Annotated in this window: 22 protein-coding genes; 21 read left to right on the top strand and 1 reads right to left on the bottom strand. The window is 39.2% G+C overall.

The features are described 5' to 3' along the window. Positions 1-840 precede the first annotated feature (840 nt). On the bottom strand, positions 841-1,677 hold the full coding sequence (locus D172_RS15725) for a mechanosensitive ion channel family protein (RefSeq protein ID WP_007378994.1): 837 nt from the start codon (positions 1,675-1,677) through the stop codon (positions 841-843). Between the two features lie 1,287 nt (positions 1,678-2,964). On the opposite strand from D172_RS15725, the gene D172_RS15720 reads away from it, so the two are divergent. The 21 genes from D172_RS15720 to D172_RS15620 all read left to right on the top strand — a co-directional run bounded on the left by D172_RS15720 (position 2,965) and on the right by D172_RS15620 (position 26,023). Then, the gene (locus tag D172_RS15720) at positions 2,965-3,531 is read left to right on the top strand and encodes an RNA polymerase sigma factor (protein WP_232224826.1); all 567 of its coding nucleotides are present in this window, start codon (positions 2,965-2,967) and stop codon (positions 3,529-3,531) included. Between the two features lie 164 nt (positions 3,532-3,695). Continuing rightward, the gene (locus D172_RS15715; RefSeq protein ID WP_008137321.1) at positions 3,696-4,238 is read left to right on the top strand and encodes a UpxY family transcription antiterminator; all 543 of its coding nucleotides are present in this window, start codon (positions 3,696-3,698) and stop codon (positions 4,236-4,238) included. 2 nt (positions 4,239-4,240) lie between these two features. Further along, a complete protein-coding gene (locus D172_RS15710) occupies positions 4,241-4,672 on the top strand; it encodes a glycoside hydrolase family protein (RefSeq protein ID WP_007378997.1) in 432 nt (143 codons plus the stop codon). Between the two features lies 1 nt (position 4,673). Further along, entirely contained in the window at positions 4,674-6,659 is a 1,986-nt protein-coding gene (locus D172_RS15705; RefSeq protein WP_007378998.1) for an ATP-binding protein, read from the top strand. Next, the gene (locus tag D172_RS15700) at positions 6,637-7,263 is read left to right on the top strand and encodes a Pvc16 family protein (protein WP_007378999.1); all 627 of its coding nucleotides are present in this window, start codon (positions 6,637-6,639) and stop codon (positions 7,261-7,263) included. Before D172_RS15705 ends, D172_RS15700 begins: the two co-directional genes overlap by 23 nt. A gap of 111 nt (positions 7,264-7,374) precedes the next feature. Next, the gene (locus tag D172_RS15695; RefSeq protein WP_058230563.1) at positions 7,375-9,387 is read left to right on the top strand and encodes a hypothetical protein; all 2,013 of its coding nucleotides are present in this window, start codon (positions 7,375-7,377) and stop codon (positions 9,385-9,387) included. A 62-nt stretch (positions 9,388-9,449) separates the two neighbouring features. Continuing rightward, positions 9,450-9,944: a hypothetical protein gene (locus tag D172_RS15690; RefSeq protein ID WP_007377707.1), complete on the top strand. Its 495-nt coding sequence runs from the start codon at positions 9,450-9,452 to the stop codon at positions 9,942-9,944. A 28-nt stretch (positions 9,945-9,972) separates the two neighbouring features. Beyond that, a complete protein-coding gene (locus D172_RS15685; RefSeq protein WP_007377706.1) occupies positions 9,973-10,455 on the top strand; it encodes a hypothetical protein in 483 nt (160 codons plus the stop codon). Positions 10,456-10,527: 72 nt separating this feature from the next. After that, positions 10,528-10,896 (top strand): DUF4157 domain-containing protein, encoded by a 369-nt coding sequence (locus tag D172_RS15680; RefSeq protein WP_007377705.1) that lies wholly within the window; start codon positions 10,528-10,530, stop codon positions 10,894-10,896. Positions 10,897-11,430: 534 nt separating this feature from the next. After that, positions 11,431-14,025 (top strand): ADP-ribosyltransferase domain-containing protein, encoded by a 2,595-nt coding sequence (locus D172_RS15675; protein WP_007377704.1) that lies wholly within the window; start codon positions 11,431-11,433, stop codon positions 14,023-14,025. 482 nt (positions 14,026-14,507) lie between these two features. Next, positions 14,508-15,488 carry a transposase gene (locus D172_RS15670; RefSeq protein ID WP_033023753.1) on the top strand — a complete coding sequence of 327 codons (981 nt, stop codon included), beginning with the start codon at positions 14,508-14,510 and terminating at the stop codon, positions 15,486-15,488. A gap of 169 nt (positions 15,489-15,657) precedes the next feature. Beyond that, positions 15,658-16,074 (top strand): hypothetical protein, encoded by a 417-nt coding sequence (locus D172_RS15665; RefSeq protein ID WP_007377702.1) that lies wholly within the window; start codon positions 15,658-15,660, stop codon positions 16,072-16,074. A gap of 63 nt (positions 16,075-16,137) precedes the next feature. Further along, positions 16,138-16,539, top strand: a complete 402-nt coding sequence (locus D172_RS15660; protein WP_007377701.1) for a 3TM-type holin — start codon at positions 16,138-16,140, stop codon at positions 16,537-16,539. A 666-nt stretch (positions 16,540-17,205) separates the two neighbouring features. Then, entirely contained in the window at positions 17,206-18,645 is a 1,440-nt protein-coding gene (locus D172_RS15655; protein WP_007377700.1) for a phage tail sheath family protein, read from the top strand. A 133-nt stretch (positions 18,646-18,778) separates the two neighbouring features. Continuing rightward, the gene (locus tag D172_RS15650; protein ID WP_007377699.1) at positions 18,779-19,225 is read left to right on the top strand and encodes a phage tail protein; all 447 of its coding nucleotides are present in this window, start codon (positions 18,779-18,781) and stop codon (positions 19,223-19,225) included. A 49-nt stretch (positions 19,226-19,274) separates the two neighbouring features. Then, positions 19,275-19,730 (top strand): phage tail protein, encoded by a 456-nt coding sequence (locus D172_RS15645; RefSeq protein WP_007377698.1) that lies wholly within the window; start codon positions 19,275-19,277, stop codon positions 19,728-19,730. Between the two features lie 24 nt (positions 19,731-19,754). Further along, positions 19,755-19,958, top strand: a complete 204-nt coding sequence (locus D172_RS15640; RefSeq protein WP_007377697.1) for a hypothetical protein — start codon at positions 19,755-19,757, stop codon at positions 19,956-19,958. A gap of 2 nt (positions 19,959-19,960) precedes the next feature. Continuing rightward, positions 19,961-20,695 carry a hypothetical protein gene (locus tag D172_RS15635; RefSeq protein ID WP_007377696.1) on the top strand — a complete coding sequence of 245 codons (735 nt, stop codon included), beginning with the start codon at positions 19,961-19,963 and terminating at the stop codon, positions 20,693-20,695. Position 20,696: 1 nt separating this feature from the next. Continuing rightward, positions 20,697-22,319, top strand: a complete 1,623-nt coding sequence (locus D172_RS15630) for a phage baseplate assembly protein V (RefSeq protein WP_007377695.1) — start codon at positions 20,697-20,699, stop codon at positions 22,317-22,319. Between the two features lie 70 nt (positions 22,320-22,389). Next, on the top strand, positions 22,390-22,752 hold the full coding sequence (locus tag D172_RS15625; protein ID WP_237113683.1) for a GPW/gp25 family protein: 363 nt from the start codon (positions 22,390-22,392) through the stop codon (positions 22,750-22,752). A gap of 88 nt (positions 22,753-22,840) precedes the next feature. Beyond that, positions 22,841-26,023 carry a hypothetical protein gene (locus tag D172_RS15620; RefSeq protein WP_007377693.1) on the top strand — a complete coding sequence of 1,061 codons (3,183 nt, stop codon included), beginning with the start codon at positions 22,841-22,843 and terminating at the stop codon, positions 26,021-26,023. Positions 26,024-26,093: the final 70 nt, after the last annotated feature.

Here is a 26,093-nt window from a genome sequence, read left to right as displayed (position 1 = left end):
TGGGTAGGTGAGGTTTTACACCTCGCTTTTTAAATATACGCTCACGCAATAGAGCGCGAAATAAATTCGCACCTACAATTTGCATGCTTACTCTGTGTAGGTGAGGTTTTACACCTCGCTTTTTAAATATAAGCTCAGAAATAGAGCACGAAATAAATTCGCACCTACAATTTGCATTCTTACTCTGTGTAGGTGAGGTTTGACACCTCGCTTTTTAAATATACGCTCACGTAATAGAGCACGAAATAAATTCGCACCTACGATTTGTATTTTTACTTTGGGTAGGTGAGGTTTTACACCTCGCTTTTTAAATATACGCTCAGAAATAGAGCGCGAAATAAATTCGCACCTACGATTTGCATTCTTACTCTGTGTAGGTGAGGTTTTATACCTCGCTTTTTACGTTTAAGTTGGGCTCTATGCGCGAAATAAATTCGCACCTACAATTTGCCTGCTTACTCTGGGTAGGTGAGGTTTTACACCTCGCTTTTTAAATATAGGCTCAGAAATAGAGCGTGAAATAAATTCGCACCTACGATTTGTATTTTACTCTGGGTAGGTGAGGTTTTACACTCGCTTTTTAAATATACGCTCAGAAATAGAGCACGAAATAAATTCGCACCTACGATTTGCATTCTTACTCTGGGTAGGTGAGGTTTTACACCTCGCTTTTAAATATAGGCTCAGAAATAGAGCGCGAAATAAATTCGCACCTACAATTTGCATTTTTACTCTGTGTAGGTGAGGTTTTACACCTCGCTTTTTAAATATAGGCTCAGAAATAGAGCGCGAAATAAATTCGCACCTACGATTTGTATTTTTACTTTGGGTAGGTGAGGTTTATACTTCTCCCTCATCCCCTTTAGTTTTTTCAGCCTCTTTATACCATAACGCAAAAAAGCACTCTGTTAATTTGTGCTCTATCTCAAGCGCTTTTTCTGTAGGACAAAACAAGGTAAAGCTTGCTTTAAACTCACCTAAATCGGTTGTACCAAAGTGAATTACAGGCTCTGGACCAGATATTTTTGCATCAAGTTTACGCTCAATCATCGAATTATAGCGGCTTGCTACTTCTTGAAACTCTTCGCAGTACAGCTTAGCCTGTTCAGTTAATGTGTCGTGAATAGGGTACGGGTTAAAGCTCTCTCTTCGGACAATAATAAAATGATGTGTAACAAAGCGTTTTACAAAGTTTAAGTTTTTAATCGAGCTGGTAATTAGCTTATTGTTTGGTATGTATATGGTTTTTCTCGAAAATTGATAAGTATGTATATCAATTTCATGCATGGTCGTTTTAATCCAATCGGTTTCAGCAACTTCGCCAAAATAATCACCAACTTGTATCCAATCACCCACTCTAAATGGGCGTGTTGTTACTAGGTAAAAAAAGCCTATTACACACTGAATAAATTCACGCGTTGCAAGTACAATCGCCACAGCAAAGGCGGCAATAGAAAGTGCAAAGTTTTGAATCTCTGTAGACCACACAAAGAGAAGTGATATCACCATTACAAAGTTAATAAAGTGCTTAATATTATGCGCGATGTAGCGAATATCTTTTTCTTTTTTCTCAGCGCGACTTTTTGCTAACTTATCGACAAGTATCTTAAGCACAAATGCAATTGTTAACATTATTAGTGAGAGAAGAAACGGATGCAGTAATATATCTTTAGTCATAAATTCCTAATGGTTTAAAGTTGATAAACACGACCAGTTTATTGATTTATTTTGCCAATGGGCTAATTTAACGCAAATAAAAACCCTTTAGCAAATTAATGCTAAGGAGTATTCGTTTTTATCAGTAATTTTCAATGGTTAAACCAACCTACTCTACTTGAACTCTGGTTAAGAGATTTACTAACATATTGAACTATAGTGATATTTAAGTTTATTTCTCTCTAGCTAGAGATTTCAGTAAATTAAACGCAGTTAGCGCTGAAAACAACTGCTTAAGATAAATTTATTATCCAGAGTTCAGGTTATTTAGATATGAGGTCTATTTAACGATAGGTAAATTGCACTATAACTAGAGTCTGTTTATCTTTTAGGTAAGGGTTAGCCTATGTTGTGCGGTTACCCCCATCAATAGGCGATAAAGCAGTATAAATACCAAACATGTGCAGCCCTAGGTTAAATAAATTTTAATACTTAAAGACTAGGTAATATTTTTTATATCTAGTTGTTTTAAATAAAAATTATAACAACGCTATTGGAAGGGGAATTCGTTAAATTGTACCGGTACTTATGTCAGTTGGTATTAAAGGCTATTTAACATCAATAATGCCTTTGCTTGTATTTTATCGAGAGTAAATTAGATGTACCGTGGTGGAATAGTCCAGATCCTATAGATAATTTAGTGTGAAGCACGCATTTCAAGTGAAGATGGGTATTGTGGTTTTAATCGATAAGACAAGCTGCTAGATACGTATTTCCGGCTTTTATTTAAGTACGCGCAATATAGAATTAGAATACTTATCAAGCATTAAATTTATTTCACTAAGTACTTTCCCTTTACTTCATAAGTTCCATTTAACCCATATTTTATAAGTCGGAAATAACAAAACAACTACTTATAGGTTAGAAGGTATTGAACCGTCCTATTGAGACTAGAACTGCTAATTTTTTGTCAGTGCAGTTTTATTTGATGAGGTTTAAGTTCACAGACTTTAATTTATAACGCTATTCTAATAATTAAAACTACATACAGTAATAAAAGCGATTATTAGTTTTTATCACTCCTCTACCTTGCAATATATTGGTGCTTTTTTGTTGTAATGCTTTGTAATAGACACGAATCAAAAAAGTAATACTATTATTTCCTTAAATACAGACAAGTAAGAAAAACACCGATTAATGATAAATAACTACATATTGTTATTTTTTTGTTTTTCTTTTGTTTTATTTTTGTTCACATAACTCTTGGTTCTACGTCATCGCTTCGTAAATTCAATTTAAAGCGGAGAGATGATGTTTTTATCAAGGAGTTCCCATTCAAGCGTTCAGCTTGAAACTAATCCCCACCTAAAGTTTTGGGTTATTTGGTCAGATTATGAAAAACGAGTGCGGGCTTGTTGCTATAAATGGTTATATAGCGACCAAGATCGAGTTGAAGACGCCATGGCACAAGCGTGTGAAAAAGCGCTTAAAGTTTATATACAAGACAGCTCTCAAATAGAAAACATGTTTGCTTGGCTTTGTCGGATAGCCCATAACATCTGTATGGATATACATCGCTTAAATAGTAAAGAAAGCGATTTAGTGAAACAAGCCAACAGCTCCTCAACACAGTTTTATTTTACGGAGAGCCAGTCACAAACATTGGAAAGTGAGTATGAACGTATTCACCTATATCAGAAGTTGATGGATGCCATTAATGATTTGCCTAATGATTTAAAGCAAGTGATCCAGTATAAATTTATTTATGAAATGGAGTACTCAGAAATAGCAAACCAATTACAAATTAGCCAAGAAAATGCAAGAAAGCGTGTGCAATTGGCTCGTAAGAAACTAAGTGCATTACAGTATGTATAAGCCCTCATGTTCAGGTCATCGGTTTTTCTTGGCTTGTAACCACAAAATAATTTAAAAAATCTTTTTCACAAACAGATGAATACCCCGTTATTCAAATAACGGGGTATCTGACCAAGATACCCAAATTTAAATCGAACATTCGCATCACCTTAGCTGGGATTGATGTGGCGGAGCTTGGCTGGAGCATTAATATGAAAAATGAAAGGCAGTGGTTTGTGGTTTATACCAAAGCCAATAGTGAGAAAAAATTTGCTGTACAGGTCAATCTTTTGCAAAGTGATTGTGAAGCATTTTTGCCTTTAATAGATCAGGCCCGCCAATGGAGTGACCGAACCAAAGTGGTAAGCGTACCGTTATTTAAATCATACGTATTTGTTTATATTGACGGTAATGAATTTCAACAGTTAAAACGCCTACCAGGTTTCGTTTCATATATTAAATTTAATAATCTACCAGCTGTGATTTCTCAGCAAGAAATGAAAAAAATTCAACGTTTTATATCTACAGGTAAAGTGGTTGAAGTGCTGTCTAATCGTTTGCTAGTAGGAACTAAAGTGGAAATTGTTAGCGGTAGTTTACAAGGGTATTGCGGTATTCTGGTTGAGCGACGTAATCAACAATTAGTCGCAATTGAAGTCGAGGGATTAGCGCAAAGTATGATGCTAACTTTACCTGAAATGCTATTGAAACCGATTGTTGAGGTTTAATTATGGCGTATCTAAGTGAAACAAATATACAAACGCTGAAAGCCCAATTATTGCGTTATGAGGGGTTATCATTAAAACCATATAGATGTACCGAAGGAAAATTAACGATCGGCATTGGCCGTAACTTAGAAGATAAAGGTTTGTCATTGGATGAGGTAGATTACCTATTAAACAATGACATTAATAATGTTATAGCACAGGTTGCAGTGCATATTCGCGTTTTCAAATTATTGAATGAAACTAAAAAGATTATTTTGCTAGATATGGCGTTTAATCTTGGGGTTGCTGGGCTATGTAAGTTTAAAAATATGCTCAGGGCACTGGAAGATAAAAATTACCCTTTAGCAGCGGCTGAAATGCTTGACTCTAGATGGGCTAAGCAGGTTGGAGTGAGAGCTGATGAGCTGGCACAAAAAATGGCTCTAGGAGAGTGATATGAGTGCCATTATACCTCAATTACAAGTGCCTCATTCAGAGCAAGAGCGGCGAGTTGCTTATCATCTCTATCAATTTGGTAGTGCGCTAAAAGCACAAGATGAACATCTAAGTGATACTGTTAAAGAGCTACATGAGCAGTTAAATAAACTAATTTTTATGCCACGGTTTAACCATCTTACTGATTTATTTTCGTTGTCTCATTCTGAAACTAAGTTGCTAGCACTTGTTTATATTCAAGTTCAAGATCCAGACGTAATAGCCCCATTTTTAGGATTAAGTTGGTTTGAGCAAGGGCCAACATTGAGTTTAGATAAGTTAGTAACATTAGTGGACGAATCTTTAAATAAATACAACACCATAGCAGAATTTGGCCCTAAATCAGCATTGTTTAAATGGGGGTTAATATACCTAACAAATGAGAGTATAGGTTTACAAAGCGCAGTGAATATTGCCCCTTATTTACATGAATTTTTGCAATGTGGTACTACAAGCTGTGATTACCTTAGTTTCTTTACTTTAGTAGACACGGCGCAGGACCCAGTATTTGATAGTTGTTTTAGTTTACCAGAAGAGGTTGCAGCTCAATCATTACTTATTATCGACAGTGAAAATGATGAAATAACCGCCTGGTATACTCAGCAGTTGGCATTACGGTGCGATACCACGTTGGCACACTATGTAGCAGAGCCAAACAATGGTTTCAACATATCTCATTTAGCGCATGAATTTGCCTGCTTACAGCTCATAGCTCAAACGCAACCAGTATTATTGTATTGGCCCGAAATTGGTAGCTTGTTACAACACAACTTAATTCAATTAAATACTCTAGTTGAGCAATGTACAAAATTGGCGTTAATAACAACAACAGCTAGCCCCTTGTTTGACGAGGTATTTACGCAATCATTAAAAATTAAAGTACAAGTACCAAATTTGTCACAATTAAAAGAGGCTTGGTTGTCGTTATGTAATAGCGAGCAACATACGCATTTAGATAAAGCCCAAGCTCAGCAGTTGGTGGCAAAATATCCCGTAGCGTTACCTCATATGAAGCAGCTAGCAAACAATGCTAAGGCAGATAAAAGTGATGAACAAGATTACTGGGAAACATTGCAAGCGCTGTGTTTTTCAGCGCAAAGTCAACACTGCGATGAACTAGCTAAATTGTGTCAAGCGCGCTTTACCCTCGACGACATGATATTGAATGACAAAATTACGGTGCAATTGCAGGAGTTAATCGCCAGAATTAATTTTAAAGCTTCATTACAACAGCGTCTACCTAGTTTTAATCAAGGATGTAAAGCGCTATTTTGGGGTAAACCAGGCACTGGTAAATCTATGGCCGCAGAAGCCATTGCAGGTGAATTGCAACTACCACTGTACATAGTTAATTTGGCCAATATTGCTAGTAAATGGATAGGTGAAACTGAAAAGCACTTAGCTAAGCTATTTGATTCAGCTCAGAAATACAATGCGGTACTCATGTTTGACGAAGCAGATGCGATTTTTGCAAAACGCAGCGAGGTAGAGTCAAGCCATGATAAAAACGCCAATATGGGCGTAAGTTACCTACTTCAACGTATGGAGCACTACACAGGCTTGTTGTTACTAAGTACTAACTTTAAAAGTAACCTTGATGAGGCATTTTTACGTCGCTTTCAAGGGGTAATTGAGTTTACTTTACCTGATAAACAGCAGCGCGTTGATATTTGGCAGCGTAATTTAAGCACCAATGCAGATAGTGATTTATGCCAAGGCATTAGCCAACTTGCAGCATTGTTTGAGCTCAGTGCTGCGCAAATAATCAATATCTGCGAAATGGCATTGTTGCAAAGTTTGATCGCTGACAAAAAGTTGATTAGTCGAGCCGAGATTGCCAATGCATTACATAGAGAACTCTCAAAACAACATGCCGGCTTTATGACCCAGCAATCTTTATCAACGTGGTTAACGGGAGGGCACAATGGACGCAACCTTAATTTATAAAGTACAACAGGCACTTGATTCGTTTATTAAAGACAAAGTTTTATCGCTCAATAATAACGATGATGTAGTAGATACTTCTATTGTATTGAGCTTTCAAGCGCCAGATAATGAATTTACTACTGGTTTAGGCAGCGACCCCGCAATAAATTGTTATTTAGTTGGTATAACTGAAGATATTCAGCGTCGTCAAAGTGAGCCACCTCGTACGCAAATAAATTTTACGCAAACTCACCGTACACGATTCATTGAGCCTAAATTTGTGTCATTGACTTATATGCTAACCGTTTGGAGTAAAAACCCACAGCAAAGTGCTGCGATAGAGCATTTGATCATGGGCTATTTAATTGCAGGTATAGGACGGTACGATTTTCTACCTGAAGAGTTACTACTCGCACAACAAATTGATATATCACCTTATGGTATCCGCAGCCAAATATTCGGTAATGAGTACAGTGAAAAAGTAACAGGGCAAGTATGGCAGGCACTCGGGAGTACGCCTAAAGCAACCATTCTCTATACGCTCTCTTTGCCTATGCCAGTATTTGAGCCAGTACAACTGCCAATAGTAAAAGAAATTAATAAACTCTTAGATAACAAAGCTTAATTTAACCTCAATTATTTTACCTAACAGATCCCATAATTTAATCGGCAGTTGTTGAGCATTCAGCTCAGCGGCTGAAATCATCATTTATTTATTAGATTACAGAGGAATATTATGAGTACTTCAGAACTCAATGAACGATTAAAAAGCTACTTTCAGCGTGGTGATATCCCTACTCAACAAGAATTTGGGGATCTAATTGATACGGCAACAAGCAGTATCAATAATGATCGTTTACCAGAGCAGATAGATTTAACTCAAATTGGAGAAAATTCATCGCTTAAAGTGAAAGAGGTTATAGCTAATGGCGCACAAATCACGAATATTGCCAACAATCATTTACCGTCGCAAATAGATTTAACGCAGAGTGGGTTGGTCACCGATTCAAGTGTAAAAGCGGGTGAATTAATTGGTGATGGGGCAAAAATAAGCAATATAGCCAACAATCATTTACCGCCTCAAATAGATTTAACGCAGAGTGGATTGGTCACCGATTCAAGTGTAAAAGCGGGTGAATTAATTGGTGATGGGGCAAAAATAAGCAATATAGCAAACAATCATTTACCGCCTCAAATAGATTTAACGCAGAGTGGCTTGGTCACCGATTCAAGTGTAAAAGCGGATGAATTAATTGGTGATGGGGCAAAAATAAGCAATATAGCCAACAATCATTTACCGCCTCAAATAGATTTAACGCAGAGTGGATTGGTCACCGATTCAAGTGTAAAAGCAGGTGAATTAATTGGTGATGGGGCAAAAATAAGCAATATAGCCAACAATCATTTACCGCCTCAAATAGATTTAACGCAGAGTGGCTTAGTCACTGATTCAAGTGTAAAAGCAGGTGAATTTATTGGTGATGGGTCAGGCCTTATAAACTTACCTCAGATTGATCTCCCTTCGCAAATTGACTTAACCCAAGCGGGAACGGTGACGGATTCAAGCATAAAAGCAGGTGAATTTATTGGTGATGGATCTGGCCTTATAAACTTACCTCAGATTGATCTCCCTTCGCAAATTGACTTAACCCAAGCGGGAACGGTGACGGATTCGCGCATTGAAGCAGGTGAATTTATTGGTGATGGCTCTGGCCTTATAAACTTACCTCAGATTGATCTCCCTTCGCAAGTTGACTTAACCCAAGCGGGAACGGTGACGGATTCGCGCATTGAAGCAGGTGAATTTATTGGTGATGGGGCTAGGTTATCTAATATTCAAACTACTAGTTTACCCATTGCAACGTTTGCAGATATTCAAATGGGTGATACAAGCAAGCTGACTACCGCACAACACGGTGGCTGGTTAAATCAAAAAGTAGAAGCGCTTACATGCCCCAATTTGTTGCCGCTGCTGATTGCATGTGTTGAGACAACACAAAACATCGATATTGATAACGTTCCTAGTGAAATTGATGGTTATATGCTTGTTGATGGTGATTTGGTGTTATTGAACGCCCAAACGAATAAGAGTGAAAACCGCATATGGCAAGTAAATGAACTATCAAGCTCATTTTCTTTACAGTCTGTGGTCCGCTATGAACCTGTTGACATGGTTCACGGCGATGCGGTGATCATAACTCAAGGTGACATTTATAAAGATCAAGCATTTATGCTTAGGGCTATTTACGATAATGATGCTGATTTTGAGTATCAATGGAAAATGACAGCCAGTTTAGTGACTGTTGGTGATGGGCTTATACAGAGTAAAAACCGCTTCAGTGTAAATTTCGCTTCAGCTAATGATCTCGCTAATGGCAGAGTTGATAAGGTTATTGATAGTGCTTTATTAAAGCAAAACTTAACTTCGCTTGGGCAACAGCTTCAAAACCAGATGCTTAATATTAACCCTCAAGTACACACTACTGACTTTACTATTGACACAAATTCCATTCATTTTTTAGATCTTACAGATGACACTACATTGACAGCTATAATTGACGAAAAAGTCACCTATTTTAGGGTGCAGGACTTTAGTGGAACTTGGGGGACAAACAGCCAAGTTATTCTTAAATTTGCAGATAACTCCAGCCTTACAGTATTGCTCAACAGCTCACATGCTTATTATGATTTATACAAAGTAAATGACATTTTTTATTCCTATGACTCAACTGGCAAATTCTTTCTCTAAGGCAACCAGTTATTAATTTAGTCATCAATTCAAACACCCCCTCCCTCTAAAAGGAAAACCCTATGAATAATTTTGTAAACGTGATCCAAAAACTTGAAGAACTGAGTGCTCGTGATAGTAATAAAGCTAGAAGCCTAAACTTATTAAATAGTGTTATTTATCAGGTTCGTGCTGATATGAACCAATATTTAGGTATGCAAACAACTGACTTACACAGGGTAGAAGATATTGCAGATGTGCTTGGCTATGCTGGTCGTGTAGTCGCCGCTAGTGATGACTTTCCAGTGACCCCGGTTGAGCCTGCCATGTTTGGCGCAACAGAGTTTTACACGGGGGATTACTTTTTGGTTAAAAATGGTCCTGATCGCGGTATTTATCCAATCACCATTTTTGATGATGGGGCTGGTTTTAAAACGTACGACCTAGACCCTGCTTTAAAACGATATTTAGGCGATGTTGCCGTTGTTGTACTTAAATTAGTTGAAAATGATTTAGTACAAAAACACAGTATATTCAACCTCTCCAACGATATATGGCAAGAGCGTGTAATTGCGTAATCACGTAATTATACGGTACAACTAAGCCATGTTTACGACCTTTCGAGAAAAGCTAAAACACTACTTCATTACAGGTGCAAAACCAACCCAGGCGCAGTTTGCCGAGTTTTTAGATGCAGCGTTTATTCAAAGTGATGATGGCATTACGAAGAAGTCATCTGCAGCGGGGCAAGTACTGACCTTTTTACTGCAAGAACACCATCATAACAATGCAGTTTTTCAACAAAGTGTGTGTATTCAAGGCGATTTAATTGTAGAGGGGCAGCTACTCGGTGCCCCTTCATCAAGCGCCACAACACCAACCAGCCGAGTTTATGAAACATCAAACTACAGTGCGGCTAACGCAAATACCCAACAAGTTAGCGTGCCAATTGGCTGTATTTTACTCTACTGCGGCGCACAAATCCCCGACGGCTTTTTAGCCTGCGACGGCCTAAACGGTACTCCTAGTTTGGCACCGTTGGTGGATAACCCCATTCAACCGATTCGTTACATTATTAAAATGCATTAATGCTGCTTTTTATTCATTGACATCTTATATACGGCAGCTTCATTTAACCTATTATTATACCTTGGAATTTTTATGTACCAGTCACTTAATCAAAAGCAGCAAGAACACGACATGCTCCCCGTACAACGCCAAGCAATAAGCCGAGAAACGCGTTTAAAAGACAACGTAGGCAGCATGATGGGCGTCGATTTAAGCCACGTTGCTGTGCATACCAACTCATCCAAGCCCGCGCAACTTAATGCCCACGCCTATGCCCAAGGCAGCGAAGTACATATCAGCCCGGGGCAAGACCGCCATTTAGGGCATGAGCTTGCTCACATTGGCCAGCAAATGCAAGGTCGCGTACAAGCCACTACCCAGTTTGCAGGGCAAGCGGTGAATGATGATCCAAAATTAGAACATGAAGCCGATGTGATAGGGGCAAGAGCAGAGAGTATGTGACTAAGTTAGAGCGTCATGTCGAATTGACAAGCTTTGTTTTAAGTTAAGTGTTATGAAGCAAGTGACTTGACCCCTTATCCTATTGTTTTAAGTTAAGTGTTATGAAGCAAGTGACTTGACCCCTTATCCTATATGACCCCTTATCCTATATGACCCCTTATCCTATATGAGATATATCCAAGCATTGCTAGGGCATTCTAGCTCTAAAACGACCGAGATTTATACGCACATAACCACGAAAGGTTTTGAGGGGATAAGTTCACCGCTGGATGAGATTGACGGGTTGTGAATAGATGACCAAAAGAGTGGCGCTTTAACAGCCCATGCGGGTATTAAAGAGCTACCGCTAATGGGAAGTAGATGAAGTTTAAAAAAGTGGACTTTTAACAGCCAAAATAGGTGTTAAAAGTCCAGAAATGATAATGAGATAGTCAGAATAAACGCCACATCCACCACTGTGTGGTGTATCTGGGATTGTTATAGGCAATAAGAAAAGCCCATAACAACCACTGAAAAAATTTAAAGGTTTAAGATATGTATGCACAAGTAGAGAAATCTAAAGAGAATAAGAGTCAATCAGTTTCAAATGTTGTTTCTCAAAAACAGAGCGATGCTGAATCAACGTTTCAAAAAAAGACCTCGAACTCTGTAATTCAAAATAAAGTAATACAGCGCTTAGACTATAATCAATTGAGTAATACACAAGAGGCGCAAGTAGATGCAGTTGCTGATGGTATATATTATCAATATGCTCCTGAATTTGAAGATGCTGTAGGTGCTGCCTCATTCATTCATAATGACGCTACCACCGCAGCAAGAAATACTGCAGATAATTTCTCTACCATACTCAGTGCCTATGCGAGTACTAGAATGAACAATCATGGAGAAAGCGATCAGGAGAAACAAAATCGATATTTGGAAGATTATTTAGGTAGTGGCGATAGAGAGCCTGCAGGGTCAATAAACCAAGATGCTAACCAAATAAGAGGGGCACTCGGAGGTGGAAATTTGAGAGAACAGTTAACATTAATGTACAACAGTGTAATGGATGGACGTTTTGGGCGAATCGTTCATGGAGTTCTAACCAATACCCAAGTTCAAAATCAACTGATTCATAATGTGGGACAAGTAACAGCACAAGGGATGTATAATCATCTCAACTCTACGGCAGTCCATTTTAATATAAACAATGCAGTAGCAGCTCAAGATCGTGATTTTATACCTCGTGCCGATAACGCAATAACAGATACGCGTGGAGTGGAGGAAAATCAAACTAGAGATCTTCCTCCACGCTATCGACCTAATGGAACAGATATTCATGGAAATCGAATGATGGTAGAAATTGATTACAACACCTTTCAACCCATTCATGGAACTCGAGTAATTATGCCCGACAATCCTGGCGGACAAACCCAAGATGCGGTTGACTCAAGGGTTGAACGGCCTGATGTAGATAAACAGACAGAGGATAGTGCTAGGGGCCTTGAAATTAAAGGGGCTCCTCTTTCTGTTAGAGAACTTATTCATCAATATTTAAGTCGCGATCCAGCAACACGAAATCAACAACTGGCAGATGAATTGGCAGCCACTAATAATGCTCCCAATAATAATATTGCACAAGCAGCAATCTTTTGGAATGCTGGAGAAAATTTTCAACGAAATTTTTTAATGCAACGATTTGGGGGGAGTGTCTTAGGTTGGGAACCTGGTAAAAAAGTTTTTGACCTTGTTCCAGATGCAAGATTTACTGAGCAAATGGATCACGCAAAAGTATTAATTAAAGCTACTGCATCAAGCTCAACAGATCTTATTATGAAGATGGGGCGTTATATGTATGGTGATTCTGGAGCGCATATGTTAGGAATGAGGGCTGCATCTCTTGGATGGATGTTACCAGTTGGTGATCATAGTTATTGGGAAATAGTATTTGCTGCTTCCAGACATGGAACACCTGTTCCTCAAAATGGACCTGCAGTCTATGATGAACATGCTCCCATGACTCAAGGCCAAGTAGGTCAAGATAGTCCTAATTTGTTAATGCAGAATGAATTCAAAGATAGCCTTTCTCATGTGTTATTTAGAAATGATGATAACCAACGAGTACAAGGGTTGGGAGTAGAACTTAATAATATATTTCCTAGATCAAATCTTAGCATAAGAAATAAAATAACTGCTGTTGAAGGTAATTTTAATGCCACCCGTACAGACAACGAGATTGATAGAATTGTTAATGCAGTTAGAGCTCCACGAGCAATAGTAGAAGGGATTACCGATTCGGTTGCGCTACAAAATTTGTGGGATTTTATTAACGATGATCGTATACAAAATTATGCTGACATGGATGATGTCAGAAATGGAAGTGGCACCTATTTAACAGTTCGAAATGCAATTGGTGGAGATAATACGGATCTCTTATTCGCAAGTATTTTTGAGCAAGATGGAACAAACGTTAATGATGAGACTAAATATTTAGATGATGTATCCAGACTCTTAAGTGGAAATCAAATTAATACTCCAGGAAATGGACTAGGTTTTACCAATGACGAATTGGATGATGCATACTGGATAGCAAGAGAACTCAATGAAGATTATGGTGATCAGGATCGAGGAAAACACATTAATTATCATGATATTACTAACAATCTAGAGTATGAACAGATATTAGCTCTTCGTGAATATACAGGTAATGCTTCAGATGATTGGAATGCTTTAACTAGTAACCCTCGATCACGCCTCGCTGATGTTGGCACTGATAATTTAGATGATAACATTGAAGATTTGGAAGCAGGAGTTTCAGGGCTACAAAATTTACCAGTATATAACCAAGGACGAGTTTACCGTGGAGAAGGTGGAGGCATAAATAAGTACCGAATTGGCGACCTTGTAAATTTTCAGAAATTTCTGAGTACAGCAAAATCTTATGAAGATTCATTTTCTCCAGGATCAAATATTACTATTGTAATAGACAATATTCTAACAGGTAAAGACATACAACTGCTATCAAAACAAGATCAAGAACGGGAAGTATTATTTCCTCCTTATGCAAGGTTTGTTGTAACAAGAGTGGAAGACAAAAGAAATTCAGGTGGAGATTACAATAGTATATGGGTATACATGAATGAAATTTGAACCACAAAGAAAATTAAGATGATTAATTTTTTTCTTCCAGTATTTTTTACCCTTTGATTCATAAAAGCCCATAACAAAACCTAAAAATCATTAAGAAAAAAGGGGTCAAAGAAAAAAGGGGTCAAATCACTTGCTTCACGACATAAAAGAAAAAAGGGGTCAAATCACTTGCTTCACGACATAAGTCGACTACCTTCAAAGGAGTATTATTAAAAAGAAAAAAGGGGTCAAATCACTTGCTTCACGACATAAGTCGACTACCTTCAAAGGAGTATTATTAAAACAGGTAGTTCACAATCAATGCCAAGGCCACAACGAATTGAGTACGTAAAAAAAAGGGGTCAATAAAAAAAGGGGTCAAATCACTTGCTTCATGACATAAGTCGACTACCTTCAAAAAAAGAAAAAAGGGGTCAAATCACTTGCTTCATGACATAAGTCGACTACCTTCAAAGGAGTATTATTAAAACAAGTAGTTCACAATGCCAAGGCCACAACGAATTGAGTACGAACATGCTTTTTATCATGTTATGAACCGTGGGCGCGGACGGCAAAATACCTTTCACGACGAATTATACTTTCAAGCCTTTTTAACCACATTGGGTGAGGCACAAGCGCGCTTTGATTGCGTTATTCATGCGTATTGCCTTATGACGAACCACTATCATTTGTTGATTGAAACACCCAAAGCGAATTTAGGCCGTGTTATGCGCCATATTAATGGGGTTTATACTCAGCGATATAATAAGTTGAAGCATACCGATGGGCCATTATTTCGTGGGAGGTATAAGGCGATATTGGTCGAAAAAGATGAGTATCTGCTGCAATTAAGCCGCTATATCCATCGTAATCCTATTGATATGACTATGCCGCTGGTGGATGACTTAGCGCACTATTCTTGGTCGAGCTACCCAGCTTATATCGGGAAAGTAAAACCACCAGAATGGCTTACGCGCGACTTTACTTATCAAATACTGGGTCATCGTCACAAGTTTAAGCAGTACAAAGCTTATGTATTACGAGGTAGCAGTGATGAACTCACTGACTTTTACGACAAAGGTAATATTGCATCGGTTTTGGGTAGTGATGGTTTTAAACGTTGGTTGAAAAACACTCAGCTTATAAATAGCCCCGAACCTGAGGTTTTACAGCAACTAAAACCGAATATCACAATGAATGAGGTGGTTATGGCGGTTGCTGATTATTATGCTTGCCCGCTATCTAAAATTACCAGTGTGCTTAAAGGGCCAAGCAAAGGATTTGAAGGACGTAAAGTTGCCATGTATTTTTGCCAAGAGGTTTTGGCTGAAAAGTTAAGTAATATTGCAGAGTATTTTAACCTTGGTCATAGTGGCTCTGTGAGTTTTATTACTCATCAAATAAGAAAAAAGCGCAGAGAGGATAAGCAATTTTCAAAACAATTAGATGCTATTTTTGACAGTATTATGAAGCAAGCGATTTGACCCCTTAAACTTCGGACCCCTTAAACTTCGACCCCTTAAACTTCCGTGACCCCTTAAACTTCCTACATGATTGTACTTTCATTTATTGTGATAATGTTGGATTTCACATTTTTACTCTTCATGCGTCTGTTCAGGTATGCAATTTATTTTATTTGAGTAAGGGATGGTTATGCCGCTTGTATGTGTGGATGGTGCTGCGATTAAAATTACAGTTAATGGCGCCCAGCAGCTAGTAAAAACCAGTGATAAAATTCCAACTGCGACTAAAAACAAATTCTCACAAGGTAAAAAAGCAGTGCTCACTGAGGATGATGTAAAACAGTGGTTGCAAAAATTTCAGTCAAACTATGATAACGCTGCTTTTAAGGGCGGTATTGCGATGGGTAAAGTCATTTCTGGTAAGCCAAATTTAACGGTTAAAGGTAAGTCTAAAACAGCGCTAGTCACCAAAGACACGCAAATAATGGCGCTACTACAAATTTCAAAACCAGCGCAAAGTCCACAAGGTGTACCCGATCCCGTACCTATGATCAATATTACTATTGAGTTTACTGATGCAGGGCAGACAAAGCTTACAGTTGTTTAGTTCGTGGAGTGTTATTACTCTTCATCAGTAAAAAAGCATATTTAATTTAAAGCAGGAGAATAAATGATGGGACTGTTATCGGTTTTATTTTCTTCCAAAGCACAAGAGCCTATTAACGCAATCGGCTCAATACTAGATGAGTTATTTACTAGTGATGAAGAAACGCTAAATTTAGATATTCTCAAACAACGTGTAGCGCAGCAACCTAATTTAGTTCAAGCAAAAATTAATCAAGTGCAAGCATCTCACCGTAGTTTATTTGTGGCGGGTGCCCGGCCTTTTTTAATGTGGGTGTGCGGCCTTGGCTTTTTATTTGCCTTTGTTATTAATCCTATATTGCAGTGGTTGTTGCCAGAGATTGGTACTCCACAATTACCACTCGACGTCATGATGGAGCTTACTTTGGCTATGTTGGGGTTAGCGGGCTTACGAACCGTTGAAAAACTCAAAGGTGTTTCTCGCTAGCTATAAAATAATGCATTACAAAATTATATTTCAATTAGTTTTCACATTTCTTATCGAACAACGTCTTCTGAACACAATATAAATAAACTTGTTATTAGGGCTGTTTACCTTTCGAGGTTGAATTTACAGCGGTATGTTTGGTTTGTAGGCAACGCAGCGCCTATGCTGCGTTATTCCCTATAAATAGGCGATAACGCAGTATAAAAAACCAAACATGTGTAGCCCTTTGGGTTCGCCCTAGGGGCGATTTACTCTTTGTTGCTTGGTTTCAATTTATTGTTACATGGATGTAAGCCAGTAGGGTAACGCAAGATCAGTTACCGAGCCGACTAGGTTATAAACCTCGCAACGCGATTAATCGTCCCTAGATAGAACAAGCTGTAATCTTAAAAGGTTAACAGGCCTTAACGTGACAGATGAAGCTGGTTGTGAGGTAACTCAAATTTTCTTCTAAGTAAGTTTCAATTATTTTGCCATCAGTTGTGACTGATGAGGCGGAGCCGTGGGTTAACCCATAAAGTCTTTTGAGTACTAAGTAGGATCCGCCAGGCGTTTATCCATTTTATTTGGTGGGTAGGCATTGATAAAAGGCTTGCTTGGTGCTCAATCCCTAATTCTTGCCATTTCGGCGTTTAAGAATGCGTTCTATTAACTAAAGGAAATACTATGTCTCAATATAAAACCCCTGACGTCTACGTTAGAGAAAAATCAATTCTACCGCCGTCAGTCGCAGAGGTGGCAACGGCAATTCCAGCATTTATTGGTCATACCACTCAACTTAATGAAGCCGGTGATGCTGCCAACTTTTTAAACATGCCTGTGCGTATTACTAGCATGGTGCAGTTTGAAGCAAACTTTGGTGGCCCATACAAAGAGAGCTTTACGCTAATGCCTAGCTCTAAAGGTTATGATATTACCAATGTAGCGGCTGTTGCTGATGATCTTGCAAAACTAGAAGGTGCTAAGTTCTTTCTTCATCAAGCAGTTAGTCACTTTTTTGCTAATGGTGGTGGGGCGTGTTATGTCGTTTCTATTGGTATGGCAGGTACACTTGCGTCAAAAGAGTCTTATAGCGCTGGCATTGACCTTTTAAATAAGGTGGATGAAGTAACACTTATTTCATCTCCAGAAGCAATTGGTTTAGACGAAGTTGGCCACTACGAGGTGCAAAATAAGGCGCTTAAACATGCAGAAAAACGCATGGACCGTTTTGCATTAGTTGATGTGCAAATGCAAGAAACGCCTGCTGGGACTACTGCAATTGTTCATGACTCTGAACGTTTGCGCGCCAAAGTAACGCAGGGTTTAAAATATGGTGCATCTTACTACCCATATTTAAAGACGACTATCGCACGCAGTTACGATGAAGCAAACGTGACTGTTAAGGTGGTAGAAGATGAAACAGCAGACCCTATAACTTACAAAGATGTGATGCTATCTGTACTAGGTAATGATGACAGTACAAATACAGATTATAACGCGCAAATTTATAATCAAGCTAAGGCGGCGTTAGCAAAAAGTTATCTCGTATTGCCTCCGTCACCTGCCGTTGCGGGTATTATCGCTAAAACCGACAAAGAACGCGGAGTATGGAAAGCACCTGCTAACGTAGCTTTATCGCAAGTGCTTGCGCCAACGCTTGCTATTGATAGCACTGAGCAAGAGAGCCTTAACGTTGATGCCATTTCTGGTAAATCAATCAACGCGATTCGTACCTTTGTTGGTAAAGGGACTTTGGTTTGGGGTGCACGTACTCTTGCTGGTAATGACAATGAGTGGCGCTATGTATCGGTTCGCCGTTTATTTAACTTAGTGGAAGAGTCAATTCAAAAAGCCACACAGTTTGCGGTGTTTGAGCCAAACACGCCTTTCACTTGGTTAAAGCTCAAAACCATGATTGAAAGTTACCTTGAGAATTTATGGCGTCAAGGTGCTTTCTTTGGTGAGACCCCAGATCAAGCCTTCTTTGTAAACGTAGGCCTTGGCCAAACCATGACCGAAGACGACATCAATAATGGTGTAATGAATATAGAAATTGGTTTAGCTGCGGTACGCCCTGCTGAGTTTATTGTATTAACCTTCTCACATAAGAGCTTAGAAGGCTAACGAACCCGACCAAGGTTGGTTGGGGGTCATATTTATACGTTTTATGTTTTCTCAATCAGCCTTTTTAATTTACTTATTTACCTAAGTTTTATTGTAACTTGGGCACTAAAATTATTATTTTTTGGAGTTTTTTATGGCTACTACAGCAGCAGACATTGCAGCAGAATACCCGATCCCGGTATATCGATTTGTCGTTAGTTTTGGTGAGGAGAGCATTCCGTTTTCTGAAGTGTCGGGCTTAGACATTGGTGTTGAAACCATTACTTACAAAGATGGTTACGGCAAAAAGCACATGCCTGGGCAATCAACCGATGTGAATATCACACTTAAACGAGGTTTAGTGCGTCAAAAGAGTCAGTTTTATGATTGGATTTCATCAATTAGCTTAAATTTGGTTGATAAAAAAGACATTACTATTTCACTCACTAACGAAGACCGTTCACAGCCATTGGTTACTTGGAAGGTGATTAATGCTTTTCCTAAAAAGCTTACAGCGCCAAGTATTAATGGTGGCTCAAACGAAGCCAGTGTGGAGTCGTTAGAAATGATGGCCGATGATATTAAGATCGAATTCCACTAATTTTATTCTCCTTGTCTTGGGCACGTTAGTGCCCTTTTTGGACATTACTATGATTCAAGAACTAACAACACCTATGGTGGGATACCGCTTTGCTGCGCTAATTACATCAGCGGCCATACCGAATCCGATAGATATTTTTTTTAAGGAAATCAATGGCCTAAAAATTAATCGCAACATTGAGTATGACGGTAATCGAGCAACGGTAGGCAGTAATAAACAATCGCGCACCTTAACTTTGAAACGTGGTGTACTGCGCACTGGTAGCACCTTGGAATTAACAAACTTTATTAGTTTGCCGCAGTGGAATCAGTTTGCGGTTCGCAACGATATTTTGATCACTTTACTTAGCGATAACAACCTACCCACAAAAGCATGGCTAGTCACTCGCGCATTTATGGAAAGTTGGGAGTGGGACAGTCTAGATGCAACGCGTAACGATGTACTCATTGAGTCTATTACGTTTAGCTATCAAAACTTGGTGACAGTGCCAATTCCTTTTACTTAACACATTAAAGACAAGGTGATGCTAATGGAAATTCAATGTGATGCGATTCATGTTAAAGCTCGTTTATCTGGACAAAGTGAACCTGATGGCGATAGGCCGCAATCACAAAGTACTAGCACAGGCGAAAATACTGGGACTATTAATAACCAAGTTGAACAAATCGAAAAATCTTTAAAACGCTACATAGACAAGCAATTTCAGCAATTTACTAAACAAAAAAGGCCATAAAAATGATAGGTATTGGTGCAAATGCGGCTGGGTCACCGCTATGTAAAGTGACCTTTTATAGTAAAATAGAGCGTGGCTCTGGTAACCAGCTGGCTGAGATGACACTTGCGTATGATGCAAAATCGTTGCAAACCAGCTATTCCAACAGTATTCAAAAATCACAAACGATAGGCGCCGAAAGCGGCGCAAGCCAATATCAAAAGTCTTCGCCTTCAAAGCTATCGGTGACCTTTTTGCTAGATGACACCATTATTGATTTACCCACCGAATTACTAGCAAAGTTGCAAGGGAACATAGAAACAGAAAAAAACATCCAAACTTTGTTGAAGTATGGCACCGCAGTTCAGAGTGAAACACACGAACCCACTTATGTGACAGTCCAACCATTGAATATGGTACTTAATCATGGCCCAAGTGGGACATTTGATGGCATGTTATGCACCACTAAAGTAGAAACTGAACTGGTAGATAACAAAGGACGCCGTTTAAAAGCCAAAGTTCATTGTTGCGTGGTGGAGTGTTTATCTGAAAAAGAAATGAAACTTAAATCAGGTAAAAGTTCTCCCGACTTAACTCATGTTATTCAACATAAGGCGGGCAGTTCGGTGCTTGTACAAAGTGCAAAAATATACGGCAACCAACAGTTTGTACATCAGGTGGCGATGGTTAATCGTCTACCTTCTATTCGTAGCGCTGAGGTGGGTACGCAAATCATTTATCCGCCGTTGGAGCGTTAGTATGGATTTGCGATATACCATTGCCGTAGAGGGCAACAAAATCAGTGATAAATTTGCCTTGCGAGAAGCAACTGTAAAAAACGGCGTTAATCAAATTGCGCATCTGAGTTTAGTAATTGACGACGGTGATATGGCCAAAGAAACCTTTGCTAAAACTGATGAAGGGCTATTCACTATGGGTAAAGCGATAGAGCTAAAAGCCGGCTTTGGTGATGGCGAACAAAGTGTGCTATTTAGCGGTGTTATTACTGCTCAAGGTATAGGCTTTGAACGGCAACCATTTATGCATATTGAAGCTCGAGCCGATACAATTAAGCTGTGTCAAAGTGCCATGAGTAAACTCTATGATGAAAAAGCCAAAGACGGCGATATTCTCAGTGATTTACTCACTACATACGGTGCAACGCCTGGCACTATAGCGGCCAGTAAAATTGAACATCACCAATTTTTAGTGGTGGATGAACAGCCATGGGCGGTGTTTATGCGCCGAGTGCTGTGCAATGGTTTTGCATTTTTTAACGATGGTAAAAATCATGTTGTTGATTTGGCAAAACACACTCCCACTGCGCATGAATTTAACGTGGCAATGGATGGCTGTGTTGATTTCGCTTTGCACTGTGATGTGAGTTCGCATCTTAAAAAACTGCAATACAGTAGTTGGGATATAAAAGAACAAAAACTCTACGACAATGCTGATCCAGTCATGCCGGCTGCTAAGTTTAAAACTCACAGTGATGCAGATACGGCGATGGCTTTACCTGATACTTTACGCCTATCACAAGCACCTATTGAAAAATTAGAGTTGGCGGCTAAAGCCGGTGCTGAGCAATATTATCGATTACTCGATATGTACCAAGGGCATGTACGTATAGATATGTCTGCGCAAAAAGCGCTTACTAAAGTCAAGCATTTAGATGCACTGACACTCTCTGGAGTGGGAAAGGAATATAGTGGTGATTATGTGGTGGGTGAAATTCATCACCATTTGTCGAGTGATGGCTGGTTTAGTGAATTCATACTGGGTGTTCCTTTAACGCTAAGTATTTGGTCAGACTATGCTAAACCAAGTTATACCCCAATGTTGATAGGGAAAGTAGCTGCATTTAAAGCCGATGCACAAGCATTACACCGTATCCCAGTTTTATTACCCAGTGCCAGTGGTGAAAAACCACTTTGGGCACGGTTAGCCAGTCCTTTCTCAGGAGCTGAAGAGGGGTTGTTTCTGCCCCCAGACATAGATACAGAAGTAATGGTTGGATTTATTGGGGGCGATAGTCGTTACCCTGTGATTTTAGGTGCATGTCATAACCCCAAAGCAAAGCCACCATTTGAATATGATGATAAAAATGAGCAGCGCGGATTGTTTTTTAAAGAGCAAGCATTAGCGTTGCAATTCACCTTAAAAGAGCCGCTACTTACACTACAAAGTAGCGCCGATCACACCATCACTTTTGACGCTAAAGAAGGCTTAAAACTAACCCAAAAAGATATGACGTCTTTGGTTGCAGGGGAGTCATTAATGATTGAAAGCAAAGATAAGTCTACCTTAGAGGTGGCAAAAGCTATTAATTTTAAAACTTCAGATAGCATCACACTAGAAGGCAAAGGTGTGGATGTAAAATAACCTCAAATTAAGGCTAAAAGGAGCAGCAATGTTAAATCAAGCTTTTCTAGGAACTGGCTGGGGCTTTCCCGTGCAGTTTAGCAACCCCGCCACAGGGCCTGGTATGGATAGCGGTGAAACCTTACTTAAACAAGCGATTCATTTGACTTTAAATACCTTAGTCGGAGAGCGGCCTTTGTCGCCCAATATGGGTTCTGGTCTTTCGAGTTATTCATTTGCTGATGCGAATGAACAGAGTTTATCGCAACTAAGACAAGAAATTGCCACCGTGTTACTTAATCATGAACCTCGTATTACTCTGCAAACCATCGAATTTGATAGCAGCGAATTGTACGACGGCGTGCTGTTAATTCAGCTTAACTACGTGATACGGCAAACCAACAGCCGTAGCAACATGGTGTTTCCATTCTACTTGACTGAGCAGTCAGTTTAGCCACTATCAAAGTACGTTCTGTCATCTTTGTGAGCACGCTTTATTTTATTGCATTTTAATTAAATCTATTACTTATCAAGGTACTATCATGACTTTGAAGTCTAACAACAACCTCACCGTTGCGACGCTTAATACAGTTAACCCAAGTGAAGTGGGACGAAGTCAACTAGGGCGGCATATTAAAGCGTTATCTCGTTCTTTTTTTGACATAGAGCCGCGTACTGTAGACGCTTGGTTGAAGTACTTATCTGTGCTGGCCAAACAAGTAAACTATATCGATGAGCGTGTATTATCAGCTAATGGCACATGGGAAAACCTACTACCCGAGCCAGAAAAGCTTGCGGGTCTTGCGCAGCTACTTGAACATGGTAACGCGGATGAACATATTAAACAGTTAGCCAGTCGTCCTGATATGGCGTTATTACTCACCTTTATAGATTTATTACAACACAGTAATGCTCAGTTTAATCAATTTGTAGCGCGGCATTTAGATCATTTTTATGGCGAAGTGTTGCGCTTTGAGCCGTTATCAGAAAGCGCAGACAGTGCGCATTTAGTAATGTCGTTGAATAATGTTGATATGCTGACTTTACCTGCGGGAACACAATTTGATGGTGGTAAAGATGCAGAGGGAGCCCCTCTTATTTACAGTACTGATGAAGTAGTGACTATTAGCAAAGCGCAAGTGGATTATGTTGCTACTGTTAATAAAATCAAGTCTTCAGACCGAATCAGTTTAAATCAGCAAGTATTACTTGATAATGAGCAGAGTATATTACTTGAGCAAAGCGAGCCTACTTTTGGGCAAAAGCTAGCTGAACAAGTGTCATCAAGTGTTGAGGTTGGCTTTAAAATTGCCTCACAAGATTTATTTTTAAGTGGCGGTGAACGTATCGTCAGCTTAGGTTTTGGAGAACAAGCACTGTTACAAAATTGGTTAACTTGGTTTGACTTCTATATTTCCACCAGTGAAGGGATAAAAGAAATCGATGCAGCTCAATTGAGCGTTGTTGAACAGCATCTGCAATTAACATTCAATAGTTTGTTTCCTGCCATAACACCATTAGAAGATACGCCTATTGGCGAAGATAAAGCCCTGCCTTTTATTGCTTTGGTACTTAAAAATGATTATTACTATCTGCTCTATAGTGATGATTCGAGTGTATTTACGCGCTTTAATAGTTTCACAATCTCACAAATGAGTTTAACTACACAAGTGAGCGGTCTAGGTGGCGTGGTTGCGAATAATGGCGAGATAGATTTAGATACCTCAAAGCCATTTGAGCCGTTTGGTCTGACGCCAAGGTTGGCGTCTAAAGTTCATTTTACTCACCCCGAACTGGTTATCAAAAATATCACTCATGCTAATGTCGAGTTTGCATGGTTAGATAGACCCGATAATTTTGATAATTATTATCGTGCCTACAGTTATTATTACAGTGCACAGCATAGTCTAGATGAACGCTATTTTGATAGCAGCGCCTCATGTGGTATTGATCAACCTTGTGAAGGCATTGAATTGTTGGTGGAAACACTGTTTTCAAGTGATTGCCACTGCTTAACTTGGCCACACACTGTGGTGAATATTTCTCGCTCAGATGCGAGAAGTGATGCGCAAACGCATCTTGAGTTGTTTTATAATGAAGATTCGGGCGCGTTGCCTGAAGTAAAAAATAATATCGCTATTAACACACTAACCTTTGTGTATAACGATAATAATGCATTGCGTGACTATCAGTTATTACCCCTTGATGAGCCAACAGCTAGTAAATGGCCTAAGTATTATACCTTAGAGTTATCAGAGCAAGATTTTGCCCACAAAGATTATACCAAAGTGATTGAGCTATTTGCTTATAAGAATGCTAATTCAAATAACCCTGTATTAGTGAATGCACCTTACACCCCAACTCTTGATAGCTTAACTTTACACTATGAGAGTGAAAGTATTACTTCATCAGCGCTGACAGTGGGTAATCCTATTTTTTTAGAGCATATAACTCCTGTAGGGCGACCAATTGAGCAATTAAACAAGCAAAGCCTATTGTCTTTACTGCCCAGAATAGAAAAATTTGGTTATTTGTATATAGCGCTTAGCCAAGTCAATACGCCAGGGCAAGTGCGTATGTACTATCAGGTTGACCCCGTTGATGGTTATAACATGGGTGATAACCCGTTATTTGTATGGGAGTACTTTAACGCAGGTACTTGGCATCGTTTCAAGCGTGAAGAATCACAAGGTCAAGCGGGTGAGGGGCGCATCCTCAGAGACAGCACTTATGATCTACTCGATTCGGGGTTAGTGGTATTTTATTTACCTGAACTGACACAAGACGGTTCATTTAATCACGATGGTAAGCTTTGGCTACGCGCCACGGTAGATCATAGTCAAACTGAAGTGCCGAGTAGCTTCGTTAATGCTTTTCCTATTTACTCCAAACTCAAAGGGGTGTTTGCGCAAGGTATGAAGGTGACTCTAACCAGCCAAGGTAATGACGCCTCTCATTTTGATCAACCATTACCCAGTGAGTCTATTAGTAAGTTGCTATTACCCAACCCTAACGTTGATAAAGTATTGCAGCCTTTTGCTTCTTTTGATGCCAAAGTAGCAGAAAAAACAGTGCAATTTGACCGTCGGGTGAGTGAACGATTACATCATCGACAGCGCTTATTAAGCGGGTGGGATTATGAGCACTTCGTTTTACAAACTTTCCCGCAGTTGCATTCGGTACGTCCTGTGGTTAATGCATCTGGTTTATCGCTTGTAGTTGTACCGCTTAATTATGATGTTACGGTGTTGCAGCCCAAGGTGCCGCGTTATCTTAAGCGACAAGTTAGGGAGCAGGTAAATGCGTTGTCTGTACCAAACTTAACAATTGAAATAGATGATCCAAATTATGTTGAAGTACAGCTGGAATTGATCGTAAAAATTGATCCATTATACGATATTCAAAGCACTGTTATTGACCTGAACGAGATGGTAGTAGATTCACTAACACCATGGAATAAATTAGATAAACCGCTTGAGCGTACTATTTATTTAGCATCAATAGCACAAGTGCTAGAAACCCACCCTGCAGTGGATATGATTCAAGTGATCCGTGCCACTAAAAAAGGTCAAACTGAGAAACAATACAGCGTAATTAGCGCCGATAATGCACATGATATTTTAGTGCCTGCTCGCAATCACAAAATAGCCCTCGCTAATACCTTAGGCGATGTATTTGAAGGTATTGGCAAATGGGAAATTGAACTGGATTTTGTTGTTCAATAAGCCCGTATTCCCCCACTAAATTAATTATTAAACGGCCGCTTACAAAATAATTGAAATTAATTTTCACAGT

The organism is Pseudoalteromonas sp. Bsw20308, from assembly GCF_000310105.2.
GTDB lineage: Bacteria > Pseudomonadota > Gammaproteobacteria > Enterobacterales > Alteromonadaceae > Pseudoalteromonas > Pseudoalteromonas fuliginea.
The sequence above is the reverse complement of the archived record's forward strand: the minus strand, read 5'-3'. Positions and strand labels throughout refer to the sequence as shown.

Excerpts from the sequence above, each read along its gene's own strand:
- D172_RS15700 (WP_007378999.1), top strand. The coding sequence starts at position 6,637 with ATGGACGCAACCTTAATTTATAAAGTACAACAGGCACTTGATTCGTTT.
- D172_RS15675 (WP_007377704.1), top strand. The coding sequence starts at position 11,431 with ATGTATGCACAAGTAGAGAAATCTAAAGAGAATAAGAGTCAATCAGTT.
- D172_RS15630 (WP_007377695.1), top strand. The coding sequence starts at position 20,697 with ATGGATTTGCGATATACCATTGCCGTAGAGGGCAACAAAATCAGTGAT.
- D172_RS15655 (WP_007377700.1), top strand. The coding sequence starts at position 17,206 with ATGTCTCAATATAAAACCCCTGACGTCTACGTTAGAGAAAAATCAATT.
- D172_RS15660 (WP_007377701.1), top strand. The coding sequence starts at position 16,138 with ATGATGGGACTGTTATCGGTTTTATTTTCTTCCAAAGCACAAGAGCCT.
- D172_RS15635 (WP_007377696.1), top strand. The coding sequence starts at position 19,961 with ATGATAGGTATTGGTGCAAATGCGGCTGGGTCACCGCTATGTAAAGTG.
- D172_RS15710 (WP_007378997.1), top strand. The coding sequence starts at position 4,241 with ATGGCGTATCTAAGTGAAACAAATATACAAACGCTGAAAGCCCAATTA.
- D172_RS15640 (WP_007377697.1), top strand. The coding sequence starts at position 19,755 with ATGGAAATTCAATGTGATGCGATTCATGTTAAAGCTCGTTTATCTGGA.
- D172_RS15670 (WP_033023753.1), top strand. The coding sequence starts at position 14,508 with ATGCCAAGGCCACAACGAATTGAGTACGAACATGCTTTTTATCATGTT.
- D172_RS15725 (WP_007378994.1), bottom strand. The coding sequence starts at position 1,677 with ATGACTAAAGATATATTACTGCATCCGTTTCTTCTCTCACTAATAATG.
- D172_RS15680 (WP_007377705.1), top strand. The coding sequence starts at position 10,528 with ATGTACCAGTCACTTAATCAAAAGCAGCAAGAACACGACATGCTCCCC.
- D172_RS15620 (WP_007377693.1), top strand. The coding sequence starts at position 22,841 with ATGACTTTGAAGTCTAACAACAACCTCACCGTTGCGACGCTTAATACA.
- D172_RS15720 (WP_232224826.1), top strand. The coding sequence starts at position 2,965 with ATGATGTTTTTATCAAGGAGTTCCCATTCAAGCGTTCAGCTTGAAACT.
- D172_RS15705 (WP_007378998.1), top strand. The coding sequence starts at position 4,674 with ATGAGTGCCATTATACCTCAATTACAAGTGCCTCATTCAGAGCAAGAG.
- D172_RS15650 (WP_007377699.1), top strand. The coding sequence starts at position 18,779 with ATGGCTACTACAGCAGCAGACATTGCAGCAGAATACCCGATCCCGGTA.
- D172_RS15695 (WP_058230563.1), top strand. The coding sequence starts at position 7,375 with ATGAGTACTTCAGAACTCAATGAACGATTAAAAAGCTACTTTCAGCGT.
- D172_RS15690 (WP_007377707.1), top strand. The coding sequence starts at position 9,450 with ATGAATAATTTTGTAAACGTGATCCAAAAACTTGAAGAACTGAGTGCT.
- D172_RS15685 (WP_007377706.1), top strand. The coding sequence starts at position 9,973 with ATGTTTACGACCTTTCGAGAAAAGCTAAAACACTACTTCATTACAGGT.
- D172_RS15645 (WP_007377698.1), top strand. The coding sequence starts at position 19,275 with ATGATTCAAGAACTAACAACACCTATGGTGGGATACCGCTTTGCTGCG.
- D172_RS15665 (WP_007377702.1), top strand. The coding sequence starts at position 15,658 with ATGCCGCTTGTATGTGTGGATGGTGCTGCGATTAAAATTACAGTTAAT.